The sequence below is a fragment of the Chitinophaga sp. RCC_12 genome (assembly GCF_041360695.1).
GTDB lineage: Bacteria > Bacteroidota > Bacteroidia > Chitinophagales > Chitinophagaceae > Chitinophaga.
Genome location: NZ_JBFUPS010000004.1, coordinates 41,900 through 58,598 on the forward strand (window position 1 = coordinate 41,900; position 16,699 = coordinate 58,598).

A 16,699-nucleotide genomic window follows, 5' to 3' on the forward strand; every position below is an offset into this window, starting at 1 on the left:
CCACCTGGTATTGATGTCATTACTTTCGGGTTTGCCAATATTTAGTTAGGTTTGTTGGCATGCAGGTAGTTTTTCAGATTACATCCGGTGAGCGGGATGCACAATTGTCCATGCTCGGGCAGCTCAATAATCTTCTTCATTATACCAGTGAACGTCAAACACGTGTAGCCATAGAAGTGGTAGTACATGGTCATGCCTGGAATTTACTGCTGCCGGAGAGCCACCCTTTCCCCGAAAAGATAGCGTCCCTGCAGGGACGGTCGGTCCGTTTCCTTATTTGCCAGAATACTTTGAACAGCCGTCAGCTGGCGGCGGATCAGCTGTTTCCCTTTGTGGAAGTGGTGCCTGCAGCCATAGCGCACCTTATAGAAAGGCAACAGGAGGGATGGGCCTATATAAGATGTTAGTTTAATTGTTTATGAGTTAATTGGTTTATTAGTTTATTTTTACATTTTTAAAGTAAAGTGCCGGGAATAGCGGTAGAAAGTTTGGGAGGGCGGCACCAAATAAAAATTGTAGTAATAACGTTAAATGGATGCACGAATAATAAGGACTAACCTCTTAAACTTAAATACATTGAAATTCTCCAAATCTACCGGAATACTGTTGTTATTCATGGCAGTTCCCTTTTTCACCTTTGCGCAGGACTGGCATGTCGGCGCTTTTGCAGGTATCAGCAACTACAGCGGGGACCTTACCCAGCAAAGGGTGGATATGAAATATACCCGGCCGGCGCTTGGCTTGCTGGTGAGAAAGGATATTAACCGTTACCTCACTATCCGTGGCTCTTTTACATGGGGAATTGCTACCGGCGCCGACAGCACCAACTCTTCCAAGGACCTGGTGGCCCGTAACCTTAGTTTCCGGACCAATATTTTTGAAGGCAGTCTGATTGGGGAAATCAACTTTTTTGATCTCGACGAAAAAGGGTTCACGCCCTATGTGTTTGCGGGTGTAGGTGGTTTTGGTTTTGATCCCACTTCTAAAGACCAGTCGGGCAACCGGGTACGGCTTCGTCCCCTCGGCACCGAAGGACAGGGATTACCGCAGTATCCTACCCGTCAGCCTTACGACCTGTTTTCCTTTTCCTTTCCGTTTGGAGCGGGTGTAAAGGCGATCATCAATGATAAATGGACACTTGGATTTGAGATAGGACTTCGTGCTACTACCACAGACTATATGGATGATGTGAGCACTAACTATGTTGATCAGAATACCTTGCTGACCTACCGTGGCCAGAAGGCGGTAGATATGGCTTACCGTGGCGATGAAGTAACCGGCAAAGTGGCGCCGGGAACGTATCCTGCAGATGGCGCTATCCGTGGTTCTGATAAGCATAACGACTGGTATGCGTTTTCCGGCTTTACTATTACCTACCGTTTGGGTGGTGGCAGTGGCTGGGGTAAACAAAAGGCTACCCGGTGCCCGATACTCAGACCGTAATCAGCTGATATTCAAACTGTTTAATACTTTATTTATCCTTTTAATCCCGGCCTCCCGCCGGGATTTTTTTTATTGGCATAGTTGTTGAATTTATGAGTTCAAACAGGTACTAATGCAGCCACCAGCTTATGGCGGATCGCAGAATCACAAATCGCGGAGAGAGTAATGAATCAACAGCCGCAAGAAAATAAGTTGGTGTGCAACTGCCTGTTTTAATTAACGAAAAAGAAGTGCCATGAGGAAGTTTTTAAATATAGCTTCAGTGATGTTGATAACAGGTTCAATGAGCCTTTCTGCACAACAAAGGCCGCCTGCACCACCACTGCCACCCAGGCCACCGGCCCCGGCACATTTACCACATCCGCCGGCGCCACCAGTACCACCGGGATTGCCCAGGCCTCCAACGCCTCCGCATCACCGGCCACCGGCTCCGCCAACACCACCGCATCATCATAAAAAACCGTATAAAAAGCATTACAAGAAACCGCGTAAGCCCCGGAGATATTCTTTTATCGCATATCCGGGTTCCACTTATGTTGTTACAGATGCCAGTTTTGCCCGGTATGCGGGTTAACATTAACAACACACCACAACTATTATTTGCCAACCGATCTTGAACTAAAAACCAAAGAAACATGAAAAAAGTACTGCTGTTGATGCTGCTTATTGGCGGCACTGTGCTCACCACGTATGCACAAAGGGGACATGGACGTGGCCACGGATATGGACATGGGCGCGGACATGACCGTTATGATGATGACCGCTGGGAAAGATGCGAGCGACCCAGAAGAGTGTATGTACGCGACAGGTATGACTATGACTGCTACCCTCGTCAAAGAGTGGTATACGCCAGACCGGCTTACTACCCTGCTGTAATACCTGTTCCGGTGCCAGCTCCGGTACGCTACTACCCATCAAGGCCGAGGGCCGTATTCCACGCGGGTGTTACCATCGTGAACTGATAACTGAAAATGGAATAAATGAGATGCCTCCCATATTTAAAATGGGGGGCATTTTTTATTGCGGTGCGGGATGGTTACTTTTGTTGATTGGTAATAAGATTCAAACATGGCATATAAAAATCTCAGACACTTTATAGACACGCTGGAACAGGCAGGAGAACTGGTACGTATAAAAACTTATGTGGACCCCAAGCTGGAAATTGCTGAAATAACAGACAGGGTCAGCAAATCGCCGGATGGCGGCAAAGCCCTGTTGTTTGAAAATACCGGTACCGACTTCCCCGTGCTGATCAATTCCATGGGGAGCTACAAGCGTATGTGCCTGGCGCTGGGCGTGAGTGAACTGGACGATGTAGCCGGTGAAATTGAAAATCTCTTTAAATTATTATCCAAACCAAAGGAAAGTATACTTGATAAACTGGCCCTGCTGCCAAAGCTCGGACAGTTTGCTTCCTGGATGCCCAAGGTAGTAAGTGGAAAAGGCAGTTGCCAGGAAGTGGTAATGGCCAACCCGGACCTCAGCAAGTTGCCGGTGCTTACCTGCTGGCCCAAAGATGGTGGTCCTTTTATTACCCTGCCTGTAATTCATACCAAAGACCCGCTTACCGGCACCCGCAACGTAGGCATGTACCGCATGCAGGTATTTGAAAAAGATATGACCGGTATGCATTGGCATAAACATAAGGTATCCGCTAAGCACTTCATGGAATACAAGAAGCTGAATAAGCGTATGCCCGTTGCCGTAGTATTGGGCGGAGATCCCGTTTATACTTACTCTGCTACCGCTCCGCTGCCGGAAAACGTAGATGAATATATGCTGGCCGGCTTTCTCCGCAAGAAGAAAGTAGAGCTGGTAAAGTGCATCACCCAACCGGATATAGAAGTGCCGGCAGATGCCGATTTTGTGATTGAAGGTTATGTAGAACCGGCTGAAGACCTCATCTGGGAAGGCCCTTTCGGTGATCATACCGGGTATTACTCACTGGCCGACTGGTATCCTAAATTTCATGTCACCGCTATTACGCACCGCAAAGACGCCGTATATCCGTCGACGATAGTAGGCATTCCGCCGCAGGAAGATGCCTGGATAGGTAAAGCCACCGAACGTATTTTCCTGGCGCCGATTAAAATGACACTCGTACCTGAAATCATCAACATGGAAATGCCGGTGGAAGGCGTGTTCCATAACCTGGTGATTGCACAGATCAAAAAAGATTATGCCGGCCAGGCGCAGAAAGTAATGAACGCCATGTGGGGCGCCGGCCAGATGATGTTTAACAAGATCCTGGTGGTAACAGACGACGGCACAAAGATCACCGACTATAAGCAGCTGGCACAGTATGTCTTCCAACACCTGAACCCTGCTGCTGACATATACCTCAGCCAGGGGCCGATGGATGTACTGGATCACTCCTGTTCCAAAATGGGCTTTGGCGGTAAAATGTGTATCGATGGTACCCGCAAATACGAAGAAGAGCAGGACACCACCTTTATATCTGTTCCGGCGCCGCGGCAGCTGGATACAGCCGCCATCATGCAGCAGTTCCCGGAAATCAAAGGCATCAACGCATCGCTGCTGCCACTGGATATTTCCTGTGTCCTGGTGGCAGTAGAAAAGGCCCGTCCTTCGCATGTACGGGAGCTGAATGAGCAGCTGTACACCTTACCGGCACTGGCGGGCATTAAAATGATCCTTTTCGTAGAGCATACCGTGGATGTAAGCGATCTGGCTTCTGCGTTATGGCGTTTCTGCAATAACCTGGACCCCAAACGCGACAGCTTTATTGTCCGTATCCCTTCCGGGGAACCCGGTAAATATATTGGCGGCATTGGTATGGATGGCACGCTGAAAACCAGGCTGCTGGACAACTTTGAGCGCGACTGGCCCAATATCATTGTGGCCGACGATGCTACTATCCGGAAAGTGGATACCAAATGGCCTGAGCTGGGTATCGGACCTTTACTGACTTCTCCTTCTCTCAAATACAAACAACAGATTTATGGTGAAGAAGCGGTGGTACAGCAGTAGTTACCTGCTGCTGATCCTGTTACTGGCCGGCAGCCTGCGGGCAGCCGGCCAGGTAAGTGCTGCCGACTTCCGTTTACTGGATAAGCTGGAAGGCACCTGGAAGATGAACACCCGCAAAAGCATCATCGTGGAAACCTGGAGCCGGGTCAATGACTCTACCTGGAAAGGAAAAACCTGGCGGGTAGTAGGAGCGGACAGCGCCCTGCAACAATCCATGCAGCTGGTGAGAAGAGAAACCGGCATCTTTTATATTCCAGCCTATGAAGGGCAGGACAAACCCGCCACCATACACCTGAAACTGCGGGTTTTAAAAGCCATTGGTTTTGTTGCAGAAGACCTGAACAACGATTTCCCCAAAAAAATCACCTACCGTTTTAAAGACGCCAAACACCTCGATGCCCGCGTAGAAGGCGTGCGGGATGGCACTACCGAGGAATACATTTTCCAGTATACCTTCTCCCCGGAATAAAGTTTCCCGATTGCGTAAATGATTTTCCCGCTTCGAGAAAGCGGAGTGCATGGCTGTACCTACTTTTGTGTGACACACACACGATACACAGCACCAAGATATTCTCAATAAAGCAATAATTTGAGTTGGTCGTACAAGTAATGCCGCGCCTGTTCACAGGGAGCGGCTTTTTTGTGCGGGCGGCGCCTTCGGCGCCTTTTGTCTTGGAGCAGGATTACGCTGATTATATTGATTACGCTGATTTTCCCACCTTTTGTTTTAGATTTTTTTCGGGAAGATGTAAATGATTTTCCTGCATTTTGTTTTGGATATTTGGGTGTTTTTATTTGATTAGAATGATTTTTCTGGTATTGTGACAAAAATTTGGAGATAGAAACAGACATCTCTGTTGCTATCTCCCAAAATATTTAAAACAAAATGCAGGAAAATCAATCTGATCTCTCCCCAAAAAAATCTAAAACAAAAGGTGGGAAAATCAGCGTAATCAATATAATCAGCGTAATCCTGCTCCAAGACAAAAGGCGCCGAAGGCGCCGCCCTCCCTCCGCTATTTATGAATCTCCGATGTGAAGTTGAATTGAATGTCAGGGTTGTTGGTGCGCTCGGTGTTAAGGTACCATTCCGATTGCGCCAGGTATACGATATGGCCGTCCTTGTCTTCCACGATGTTGGAGGATTTGAAGCGGATGAATTCCTCGATTTTCTCTTTCGGACCGGTGAGCCAGCAGGCCTTGTAGAAAGGCAGGGTATTGAACTGGCAGGCGGCGCCATATTCCTGGAGCAGGCGGTACTGGATTACTTCGAACTGCAGGTCGCCCACACAGCCGATGATTTTGCGGTTGCCACCGTGCTGGGTGAACAGCTGTGCCACGCCTTCGTCTGTAAGCTGGCGGATGCCTTTTTCCAGCTGTTTTGTTTTCAGCGGATCTTTGTTCACCAGTTCCTTAAACAGTTCAGGAGAGAAGCTGGGGATACCGGTGATATAAAAGTTTTCACCTTCCGTGAGTGTATCGCCGATTTTGAAGTTGCCGGTATCAAACAGCCCGACCACGTCGCCGGGATAGGCATCGTCTACCACGTTCTTTTCGCGGGCGAGGAAGCTGTAAGGGTTGCTGAACCTAACGTCTTTGTCTAAACGAACATGATGATAGAATTTATTCCTTTCGAATTTACCGGAGCAAACGCGGAGGAAGGCGATACGGTCGCGGTGACGCGGATCGAGGTTGGCATGGATTTTAAAAATGAATCCACTGAACTTATCTTCGTTTACGTCTACTTCGCGGGTGGTAGCGGTGCGGTTACGCGGAATGGGTGCAATGTCCACAAAGGTATCCAGCAGATCTTTCACGCCGAAGTTGTTGACGGCGCTGCCAAAGAAAACCGGCGCCAGTTTACCCGCGAGGTACTCTTCCCTGTTGAAGGTATCGTACACGCCTTCGATCAGTTCCACGTCGCCACGCAGCTGTGCGGCATCTTTTTCGTTGAAGTGTTCATCGATGTAGCTGCTGCTGAGATCTGTGAGCGGCACTACGTCTTCGTCTGTTGCTTTCTTGTTGGGAAGGAAGGCCACGAGGCTTTTATCGTACAGGTTGTAAACGCCTTTAAAGTCGCTGCCCATATTGATAGGCCAGCTGAGGGGTCTTACCCGGATGTTAAGTTTTTCTTCCAGTTCATCCAGGAGGTCGAACGGGTATTTACCATCGCGGTCCATTTTGTTGACGAAGATGATCACGGGTGTATCGCGCATGCGGCATACTTCCATGAGTCTTTCCGTTTGTTCTTCCACCCCTTTCACGCAGTCGATCACCAGTACCACGCTGTCTACGGCAGTCAGCGTGCGGTAGGTATCTTCCGCAAAGTCCTTGTGACCGGGGGTATCCAGGAGGTTAACGAGGATATCGCGGTATTCGAAGGTCATAACGGAAGTGGCTACGGAGATACCTCTTTGCCTTTCAATTTCCATGAAATCCGAAGTGGTGTGCTTCTTTATTTTATTGGACTTCACTGCACCGGCTGTTTGAATAGCGCCGCCAAACAGGAGGAATTTCTCTGTCAGCGTAGTTTTACCGGCATCCGGGTGAGCGATGATAGCAAAGGATTTTCTTTTACTGATTTCGTTAGCGTACTTCATAAATATCCGAAAAATGGCAGCAAAGGTAACTAAATTTTTTGTTCGGCTATATTTCGTGTTTATTGGCGCTGCCCGTGCCGATAAATCCGCTAAATTTGGAATATGATAGCAACCCTTAAAATATTATGGAATAGTTTCAAAATGGCGATGCAGGAGCTGCGGGTGAATAAGCTGCGCACTTTTTTATCGTTGTTTGGAATAACCATTGGCATCTTCTGTATCATCGCCGTATTTACGCTCACCGGCAGCCTGGAACACAATATCAGAAAGGATCTGGCTGACCTGGGCGACGATGTGGTATATATGCAGAAGTGGCCCTGGGGCGGTAATGGAGAATATCCGTGGTGGAAGTATATGAACCGTCCGGAGCCGGAGTATAAGGACCTGAAACCTATACAGGATAAGGTGCAGAGCGCCAGTTTTGCTTCATTTAATTTTGAATCGGGCAATAAGAAGGTGGAATATGGGGATGATTATATGGATGGGGTGACGATGATGGCGGTGACGAACGATTTTGACCAGATACAGACCTTACAGATCCTGGACGGCCGTTTCTTTGCCAACAGTGAAAGTAACAGCGGCACCAATGTGGCGATCCTGGGCTTTACTATCTGGGACGGACTTTTTCCTTCGCCGGAAGCGGCTATGGGCAAGGTGGTGAAAGTAGCGGGGAGGGATGTAAAGATCATCGGGGTGCTGAAGAAGAAGGGAGAAAGCATGATTGGCGGGATCGGTTACGACAATGCCATTATACTGCCTTACCGGTTTGCCCGTACAGTAGTGGATGAGCGCCGGTTTGCGGACCCGTATATCCTGATAAAGGCCAAACCCGGTGTGAGTATGGATCAGCTGAAAGATGAGCTGAAAGGGGTGGTGCGCGCGTCTCACCGGTTAAGGCCGAAGGAAGAGGACGATTTTTCCCTGAATGAAATCAGTACGGCGAACGACAACCTGAACGCGATGTTTGGGGCGATCAATATGGGTGGGGGAATGATTGCGATTTTTGCGCTGATAGTGGGGGCTTTTGGTATTGCCAATATTATGTTTGTAACCGTAAAGGAACGTACCAACATCATAGGGTTGAAAAAGGCCATAGGAGCGCGACGGGGCATTATCCTGATGGAGTTTTTGCTGGAAGCGGTGAGTTTGTGTTTGTTGGGAGGAACTTTTGGCTTGCTGCTGGTTTATCTTCTTACATTAATTATTAATCTGTCTGGTTCCTTTGAGATGGTGCTATCTGCCGGTTCTGTGATATTCGGGTTGAGCATATCTGCCCTGGTAGGGCTGCTGGCGGGCTTTATTCCTGCTTATACAGCCAGCAAGCTGGATCCGGTGGTGGCCATCCGCAGCAACTAAACATGCATACGTAACAGGCAACAGCGTAGCTGTTGTACAGGCGGGGTTTTCCCGCCTTTTTTATTAATTTTGCGCCTTATGTCGGTTAAAATATTAGCTATAGAGTCGTCCTGTGATGATACAGGAGCAGCAGTCATCGTAGACGGGCAGGTGTTATCCAATCATATTGCCGGTCAGAAGGTACATGAGCAATATGGGGGCGTGGTGCCGGAGCTGGCTTCCCGCGCCCACCAGGAGAACATAGTGCCTGTAGTGGATATTGCGCTGAGAACCGCAGGGGTGAAGCGGGAGGAGCTGAGTGCAATTGCGTTTACGCAATCGCCCGGATTGATCGGGTCACTGCTGGTAGGCAGTTGCTTTGCCAAATCGATGGCGATGGCGCTGGATATTCCCCTGATAGGCGTGCATCATATGCAGGCGCATGTACTGGCTAACTTTATAGATGATCCCAAGCCGGACTTTCCTTTTTTATGCTTAACCGTGTCTGGTGGTCATACCCAGATCGTTTTATGTGAAAGTCCGCTTAGCATGCGGGTAATTGGTGAAACGCTGGATGATGCTGCCGGAGAGGCTTTTGATAAAAGTGCCAAAATATTGGGTTTGCCCTATCCCGGCGGCCCGTTGATAGATAAATATGCGCAGACGGGCAATCCTGCGCGCTTTAAGTTTCCCGAGCCCCGGATACCCGGTCTGAACTTCAGTTTCAGCGGATTAAAAACGGCTATTCTTTATTTCCTGCAGGAGAACCAGCAGAAAGATCCTTCCTTTATTGCGCAAAACCTGCCTGATATCTGTGCCTCTATCCAGCACCGTATTGTGAGTATATTACTGAACAAGGTGGTGAAGGCCGCTGAAGAAACAGGTATCCGCGATATTGCCATTGCCGGCGGCGTGAGTGCCAACAGTGGTTTGCGGACTGCTTTAACGGAATATGGCCGGCAACACCAATGGCGGACCTTTATTCCCAAGTTCGAATATTGTACGGATAATGCAGGTATGATTGCCATTACAGCTTACTATAAATACCTGGCGGGTGACTTTGCGTCACTGGATGCGGTGCCTACTGCGAGAGCCGCTTTTTAATTTCATTAACAAGGTTGGCTAAAAACGAACTGCTAATTGCTAAAATCCTATTCTAAATCAATAGTATATCGGTTTAGCTTTAAGTCGTGCTTTGGGATCGCCTTCGGCGATGTTAAATTGTCCTGGAGCAGGATTACGCTGATTTTATTGATTTTCACATTACTTATTATCTATGAAGAGAATTTTTAGCATTTTACTGGCGCTTATTGTGGTGGGAAAGTTTGTGGTGGCACAGGAACCTGTGGCGCAAATGGAGTGGAAGAATCAGAAGTATTCCATGTTTATACACTGGGGGGCTATTTATTCCACGCTGGGAGGCGTTTGGGAGGGTAAGCCCGTTACGAAGGGATATAGTGAACAGATACAGGCGCATGCCGGTATTTACAGTGATACGTATGGAGACGTGGCCAAACAGTTTCACCCCGAACAATGGAATGCTGACTCAATTGTGCTGCTGGCAAAGGCTGCGGGCATGAAATCGGTGGTAATGACTTCCAAGCACCATGATGGTTTTTGCATGTTTCATACTGCGTATACGGATTATAATGTAGTGGATGCAACGCCTTTCAAACGGGATGTGCTGAAAGAATTGTCGGATGCGTGCCACAGGCATGGGTTGAAGTTTGGGATGTACTTTTCTTTGATCGACTGGCATTTTCCACAGGCGTATCCTATTTCCAGCAGTAATAGTGATCCTATTACCCCCGAGCATCATGAATTCAATAAGAAGCAGGTAACGGAGCTGATGACCAACTATGGCCCGGTATCCGAGATATGGTTTGATATGGGATCGCTGACAGCTCAGCAAAGCAGGGACCTTGCTGATATTGTGCATCGTTTGCAGCCGGGTTGTATGGTGAGTGGCCGTTTGGGAAATGATGCCGGTGATTTTTGTGTAATGGGAGATAACCAGTATCCTGACTATAAGATTGCTTCCGCATGGCAAACGCCTGCTTCCGTGTATGATGAAACATGGGGCTATCGCAGCTGGCAGGAGCATGGCAAGGCGGAAGACAAAGCGCATGAAAAACTGGAGGGGCTGATTAAAGTGGTAAGCCGTGGCGGAAACTACCTGCTGAATATTGGCCCGCGTGGCGACGGTTCGGTGGTGGACTTTGAAAAAGAGGTGCTGCTGTTAAACGGCGCCTGGCTGAAACTCAATGGCGAAGCTATTTACAGCGCTGCTGCCAATCCGTTTGATACTACCTTTGCCTGGGGCGAAGTGACTACGAAGCCCGGAAAATTATACCTGCATTTATTGCAGCAGCCGGAACATGGCACTATTATCTTACCAGGACTGAACAGTAAGATCAGCCAGGTAACCTTATTGAGCAATGGAAAGAAAGTACCCGTTAAAATATCTGCCAAAGATGGTAACACCTATCTCCGGTTACCTGCAGATTTTAAGCTCGCAGATAAAGACATTGCCGTGCTGGCAGTTGCCTGCAAAGGACCTGTAGCGATTACACCGGTTCACTTATTACATCATGCTACGCGTTTGAGCAGGGATAACGCTACGCCGTTATTCAGCTTCTCCGGTATTGATTATGAAAGCTATTACCGCAGTGAGGTGGGTGAGTCGTGGGCATTTACCACTCCGCGCCCTGCTGCGTTGCAGCTGGTGTATAGCGATGCAGAGAAAGGCAAACGAATTTTGCTGACACTGAATGGTAGCACCAGGGAAGTGTTGCTGGATGGTGGTGTTACCAGTCCGCTGAAAAATGACCCGGCTTCCCTGCAGTGGGGACCGATGTACAGCGTGGGTCCTTTCTGGTCCGGTATTGATGGCACGCATGGAAGTGTGAAAGATATTGATCCGTCCAAACCCTGGCCTAATAAGGATAATGCTGCGTGGACACTGCACAGCGACTGGAAGAATGATGCACCTATTACATTAACCGCCGATAAAAGTGTGGCCAGTTATATTTTACAGGAGATCACTGCGCCAAAAGCCGGTGATTACCTGGTTGGATTTAATAGCGGAGATGGAATTGCGGTATATCTGAACGGGGAAGAGCAGTTATTGCACAATAACCCGGAGAGGGGAGGTACGCAATCGGAAGTGTTATTATTATCTTTGAAAGAAGGAAAAAATCAGCTGGTGGCCAAATTCTACAATCGCTTTGCGAAGCAGGCAGTAGTGGGCATCAGCCGCAATGTACCGCAGGTGTTATATGTTCAGCAGTTGCCGGAACGTACAGGCGGCAGCGGTAAAGTAGAAAACTGCGTGATCAGGCAGGCCAACCCGGTATCTGTGCACCGTAATTTACGGATGCCTAACCTGGCGGTGGTATTAGATTCAAAATAAAGATGGCAAATACCTTTTTTAAATTTAAACAGTTTACGGTTCACCAGGAGCATTGCGCCATGAAAGTTTGTACGGATGCCTGTATACAGGGGGCTTTCACGGCGCAGTACCTGTCGGACAATGATATAACGGCGCCGGCTATACTGGATTTAGGCGCCGGTACCGGGCTGCTGAGCCTTATGCTGGCGCAGCAGGTAGATGCTGAAATCACAGCGGTGGAACTGGACGCCGGAGCCGCTCACCAGGCCATACAGAATTTTGAAGAATCGCCCTGGGCAAACCGTTTAACCCTAACCCGGCAGGATATACGAAAACTGGATGGCACAATGAAGTATGATTTTATTATCAGCAATCCGCCCTTTTATGAGCGGGCGTTGAAGAGTGGGCAGGCGGAGAAAGACCAGGCCATGCATGCCACCAACCTGAGCTACCAGGAATTGATTGCGGCAGTCGACCAGCAATTGGCGGCGTCGGGAGAGTTGTCGGTGTTGCTGCCTTATACTGCCTTTGAAGGTTTCCGGGTATTGGCGCAGGCAGCAGGGCTTCATTTGAAGCAGGCGTTGTATATCCGGCAGAGTGTGAACCATGGCTTTTTCCGGACCGTGGGTATTTTTTCGAGGAAGCCGGTGAATACTGTGATCAGCGAACTTTCCGTGTATGATGCGGAGCGTGTGTATACGCCTGGATTTACAGCCTTATTACGGCCATATTATTTATACCTGTAGATTTTTTGTATTTTGGCACTCTATTTATCCTGATATGCTTCGAGTAGCCAGAATTTGTTTGGTGTTTTTATTGTTGCCCGTTATTGTGCATGCCCAGAAAGAGATCAATATCTGGTACTTTGGATATAATGCGGGGCTTAACTTCAACACTACCCCTGCCACCGTTCTTACAGACGGACGAACTTACACCCGCGAAGGGGTAGCCACCATTTGTGATGGCGCCACCGGGAAATTACTTTTTTATACAGAGGGATCTACCGTTTGGAATGCCCAACATGGTATTATGCCCAATGGAACTGGTCTCATGGGCGACCCATCCAGTGTGCAGTCGGGTATTGCCGTACCATTTCCGGGGCATCCGGGGCAGTATTACCTGTTTACTACCATGACCAATAAAGGGTTCCGTTACAATATACTGGATATGGCGCTGGATAACGGGAAAGGTGATATCATTCCTTCTACCAAGAATACCGCGTTGCTGAGTAATAGTCAGAGCACGGAGAAAATGGCCGCCACCCGGCATTGTAACGGGAGGGATTATTGGATAGTAACGCATTCCGCCAATGGCGCTACTTTTCATGTATACCTGCTTTCCCCCGCCGGATTATCTGCTGCCACTACTTATACAACTGGTGCAGTTATTCATCCGGGAGGCTGGGAAGAAACCGGTCATATTAAGTTTTCGCCTGACGGCGGCATTATAGTGCATTCCCTGGGATCTATCCGTCAGGGCGCCATGAGTGTGGTAGATTTGCTGAAGTTCAATAACAGCACAGGCGTGATCAGTCCTCCTTTTGCTTCGCTCAATATTATTTTCCCACTTGGTATCGAATTCACTATCAGCGGGAAGCTGCTGTACGTAGTGAGCATGAATTATCTGAATTGGGGTAAGTTATACCAATATGATTTGACGGCGCCCGACATCAATGCTTCCCAGCAAACAATAGTAACCAATACGGATGATATCCAGATGGGCGGACTTCAGATGGGGCCTGACGGGCATATTTATATGGGGTATGAGCAGGGATATTACGGGGGATACCGGTATGTGGGTATGATCCATAACCCGGAGGTGAGGGGTGTAGGTTGTAATTTTGAACGGGATGCGATAGATATGGAGCCTCCTGGCACCGGGCAACACAGAACCTCGGTGTCCTTTCCCACATTTGTAAATAGCTTTCTTTATTTTCCTGCTGACTTTACCGCATCAGATCTCTGTACCCCCAGTCCTCTTTTCAAGTTGAATAACGAAGTAGGTGTCACCAGTATATTGTGGGATTTTGGAGATGGAACTACTTCTGTTGAGCTGTCGCCCCGGCATACATATGCCATCGAAAAAAAATATACCGTAAAAGTAAAGGTAACGCGTCGATGCAGTACGGATGAGAAAATACAGGATATCATTCTTGGCAGTAAGACAGAGGAAAGTGTTACAAAAAGTATTTGCAGTAACGACACATATACGCTGCCGGATGGCAGGGAAGTGAGTACCGCCGGCGTTTACGTTAGTACGCTGAAAAGATTGAGCAATGGTTGCGACAGCATTATTAACACTACCTTAAAAATATTGCCGGTATATCAGTTGACGGAGAAAGTGACTATCTGCAGTGGACAGGAGTACCAGTTGCCTGATGGAAGAAAGGTAAACAGTTCCGGTAGCTATACATCTTCCCTGAAAACTTACCAGGGCTGTGATAGTATCACTACCACTGTGGTATATGTGCCGGAGAAGAACTATCCGCAGGATGCAGTTATTTGTGAGGGCGATAATTACCGCTTACCGGATGGGAAGGTGGTGACTGTTGCGGGCATCTATAACAGTATTCTTATGTCCTCGGCGGGCTGCGACAGCATTATTATCACAACACTGGTAGTGAATCCCGTTTATGCCGCCGCGGAATCCATTAGCATTTGCGATGGTGATACTTACCGCTTGCCGGATGGCCGGACTGTAAGTGTTACAGGACAGTATACTTCCCGTTTCAAGAGTGATAAAGGATGTGACAGTCTTATTGTTACCAATCTGCAAATGCTACCCCGTTATAATATTGCGAAGACTGCTATTACCTGTGAGGGAGAACCTTATATGTTACCGGACGGGCGGTCAGTGAGGGTTTCCGGTACGTATGTATCTTCGTTCGCTTCTTATCATGGATGTGATAGCATTATTACCACCCGGCTTACTGTAATGCCTGTTTACAGCCAGGAAAAATATGATACCATTTGTAATGGACAATTTTATACGTTGCCTGACGGCAGAAGTGTGAGCAGTGCCGGGCGTTATGTGAGTGCATTGTTTACTACCAGTGGCTGCGATAGTACAGTTATTGTGTACCTGGCATTAAAAGAGAAGCCGCAGGTAACGCTTGTCCCTGAAGTGTGCTTGTTTTCCGGCCGGCCAACCGTTATAACGTTGGTTCCGGGATACGACAAATATGAATGGCAGAATGGATTTTCCGGAAATGTTTACGCCATCCGTTACCCGGGTATTTACCGGGTGGCTGTTTCCAATGAATGCGGTGTGGTTAACCTGCAAACGTTGGTGAAGGAATGTGCTTCGGACTTGTATGTTCCTAATGCATTTACGCCGAATGGTGATGGGCTGAATGATGTGTTCAGGCTTCGTCAGCCGAACGGGCAGGTATTGCTGGAGTTCAGGGTATTTGACCGTTGGGGCGTGGAAATATTTTCCACGACTAACCTGTTGCAGGGATGGGATGGTACTTATAAAGGGCAGTTGCAACCGGTGGGAGCCTATGTATATTTCATCCGTTATAAGAACATCGATGGAATAGAAAAACAGCTGAAAGGCGCTGTTAACCTGTTGCTATAGCGTTCCTTTTGCATAGTCTTCGAGGTACGCATACCTTTCGGTGAGTTTGCCATTAGCGACGATCGTTGCATTACTGATCATCCCGCTGTTTGTTTGCAGTAATTCATCAAAAACATATTTCATCAGCTGGTCCCCGAAATACTGCGAGGCGTCCCGCGGCAGTTCGTTGGGGAGATTGCTTACGCACATCATGTCTACCGTTCCGGAGAGATAGGGTTCCGTTTGTTCCATCTTATCTTTTGTAACGCCGTACACGGGGCTTTCGATGGTACTGTCGCCGAGGTTGCAGGGAATGGAGCCGTTGGTATCGTCTGTGATATCGGCGATGACCTGTATGCGGAAGTTTTCTTTTTTCAGATCATCTGCCTGGAAGAGCGGTGGGATTTTCTGGTCCCAGTAGATCCCGTTCATGAGTATATCACTTACGGTGACATAGGGAAGGAAGCGGCATTCGTATGCTTCCGGGTGTGCGTGGAAGTCGGCCCGGCTGTATGTTTTATCATCTTTCCGCAGATAGAGTTCGCCTGCTTTCAGTTGAGTATATACCGGGTAGGAATAGGTATTGATCAGGTATTCTTCCGGCGGAAGATATTTGATACCGAGCAGGCCCATGATTTCCAGTGCGCCGGAGGCTACGCGTCCTGAGCCGGTGATTACAATTTTCAGCGGAGGCAGTTTGATGCCGAAGTAATGATTGATGAGTTCCTGGAAGTCGTGGCACGTATGTACCCTTTTAAAATGAAAGGACTGTGTTTTTTCCCCGTATGCCATCAGGCCGTTATGCGCGCCTACGATACCTGCAAAGAAGCCGAAGCCCAGGATGCGTTGTCCGTCGGGGTGTACGAGGCATTCATAATCTATCAGTGTGATATTTTTTTCCAGGATGGTTTGCAGCATGTGTTGATTATGCGGCTGTTTCTTTTTGGTGTGGCTGAAGAAGAGGTATGTTTTTCCTGCGATCAGTTTATCGGTGGGAACTTCTTTGATGCCCAGCAGGGTGGTGCAGTGGGAGAGGTCTTCCTGCAGGGGGACGCCTGCTTTTTCGTATTCATCGTCTTTGAAGCATCGTAACGGGGATGGTTGTACGTAGATTTGTACTTGCGGAAAATGTTGCATGATCCATTGGCATTGTTTGGGAGTAAAGGCTACCCTGTTATCATGCGGGTGTTTTTCTTCCCTGATAAGCCCGATGTGTATCTTGTTTTCCATCTTTGAATTTAGGGTATTTTAGTCATTTGTGAGCGTCTGAAACGCCCTGTTTATGCGGGGTGCGAAATTTTTATATACAAAAATGTAAAAATTATTTGCAGATTAAATAAGAGTTTCTATATTTGCATCCCGCAATTGACGCGGCGAAGTT

At 48.2% G+C, this 16,699-nt stretch carries 13 protein-coding genes; 10 read left to right on the forward strand and 3 right to left on the reverse strand.

Features of this window, described 5'->3' with window-relative positions:
- Positions 1-59: 59 nt before the first annotated feature.
- Together AB6805_RS13405 and AB6805_RS13410 are read left to right on the forward strand one after the other, a co-directional pair.
- Positions 60-407, forward strand: coding sequence for a DsrE family protein (locus AB6805_RS13405; protein WP_370909929.1), 348 nt, complete (start codon positions 60-62; stop codon positions 405-407).
- Between the two features lie 208 nt (positions 408-615).
- On the forward strand, positions 616-1,443 hold the full coding sequence (locus AB6805_RS13410) for a DUF6089 family protein (RefSeq protein WP_370909930.1): 828 nt from the start codon (positions 616-618) through the stop codon (positions 1,441-1,443).
- Positions 1,444-1,655: 212 nt separating this feature from the next.
- Here the strand turns inward: AB6805_RS13410 and AB6805_RS13415 are convergent, their stop codons facing one another.
- Positions 1,656-1,886: a hypothetical protein gene (locus AB6805_RS13415; RefSeq protein ID WP_370909931.1), complete on the reverse strand. Its 231-nt coding sequence runs from the start codon at positions 1,884-1,886 to the stop codon at positions 1,656-1,658.
- 192 nt (positions 1,887-2,078) lie between these two features.
- Here AB6805_RS13415 and AB6805_RS13420 point away from each other — a divergent pair, with 192 nt between their 5' ends.
- The 3 genes from AB6805_RS13420 (at position 2,079) to AB6805_RS13430 (ending at position 4,903) form a co-directional block, all read left to right on the forward strand.
- Positions 2,079-2,405: a hypothetical protein gene (locus AB6805_RS13420; protein WP_370909932.1), complete on the forward strand. Its 327-nt coding sequence runs from the start codon at positions 2,079-2,081 to the stop codon at positions 2,403-2,405.
- Between the two features lie 106 nt (positions 2,406-2,511).
- Positions 2,512-4,434: a menaquinone biosynthesis decarboxylase gene (locus AB6805_RS13425; protein ID WP_370909933.1), complete on the forward strand. Its 1,923-nt coding sequence runs from the start codon at positions 2,512-2,514 to the stop codon at positions 4,432-4,434.
- Entirely contained in the window at positions 4,406-4,903 is a 498-nt protein-coding gene (locus tag AB6805_RS13430) for a DUF6265 family protein (RefSeq protein WP_370909934.1), read from the forward strand. The genes AB6805_RS13425 and AB6805_RS13430 overlap by 29 nt, the downstream gene beginning before the upstream one ends.
- A gap of 547 nt (positions 4,904-5,450) precedes the next feature.
- Here AB6805_RS13430 and AB6805_RS13435 read toward each other — a convergent pair.
- On the reverse strand, positions 5,451-7,034 hold the full coding sequence (locus AB6805_RS13435; RefSeq protein WP_370909935.1) for a peptide chain release factor 3: 1,584 nt from the start codon (positions 7,032-7,034) through the stop codon (positions 5,451-5,453).
- Between the two features lie 102 nt (positions 7,035-7,136).
- Between AB6805_RS13435 and AB6805_RS13440 the strand changes: the two genes are divergently transcribed.
- The 5 genes from AB6805_RS13440 to AB6805_RS13460 all read left to right on the forward strand — a co-directional run bounded on the left by AB6805_RS13440 (position 7,137) and on the right by AB6805_RS13460 (position 15,339).
- Entirely contained in the window at positions 7,137-8,390 is a 1,254-nt protein-coding gene (locus AB6805_RS13440) for an ABC transporter permease (protein ID WP_370909936.1), read from the forward strand.
- A gap of 78 nt (positions 8,391-8,468) precedes the next feature.
- Positions 8,469-9,473: a tRNA (adenosine(37)-N6)-threonylcarbamoyltransferase complex transferase subunit TsaD gene (gene tsaD, locus AB6805_RS13445; RefSeq protein WP_370909937.1), complete on the forward strand. Its 1,005-nt coding sequence runs from the start codon at positions 8,469-8,471 to the stop codon at positions 9,471-9,473.
- A 172-nt stretch (positions 9,474-9,645) separates the two neighbouring features.
- Positions 9,646-11,781 carry an alpha-L-fucosidase gene (locus AB6805_RS13450; protein ID WP_370909938.1) on the forward strand — a complete coding sequence of 712 codons (2,136 nt, stop codon included), beginning with the start codon at positions 9,646-9,648 and terminating at the stop codon, positions 11,779-11,781.
- A 2-nt stretch (positions 11,782-11,783) separates the two neighbouring features.
- Positions 11,784-12,506: a tRNA1(Val) (adenine(37)-N6)-methyltransferase gene (locus AB6805_RS13455; RefSeq protein ID WP_370909939.1), complete on the forward strand. Its 723-nt coding sequence runs from the start codon at positions 11,784-11,786 to the stop codon at positions 12,504-12,506.
- Positions 12,507-12,540: 34 nt separating this feature from the next.
- A complete protein-coding gene (locus AB6805_RS13460) occupies positions 12,541-15,339 on the forward strand; it encodes a gliding motility-associated C-terminal domain-containing protein (protein WP_370909940.1) in 2,799 nt (932 codons plus the stop codon).
- Here the strand turns inward: AB6805_RS13460 and AB6805_RS13465 are convergent.
- Positions 15,334-16,548 (reverse strand): NAD(P)-dependent oxidoreductase, encoded by a 1,215-nt coding sequence (locus AB6805_RS13465; RefSeq protein ID WP_370909941.1) that lies wholly within the window; start codon positions 16,546-16,548, stop codon positions 15,334-15,336. The two genes, AB6805_RS13460 and AB6805_RS13465, sit on opposite strands and share 6 nt — an antisense overlap.
- Between the last annotated feature and the right edge of the window lie 151 nt (positions 16,549-16,699).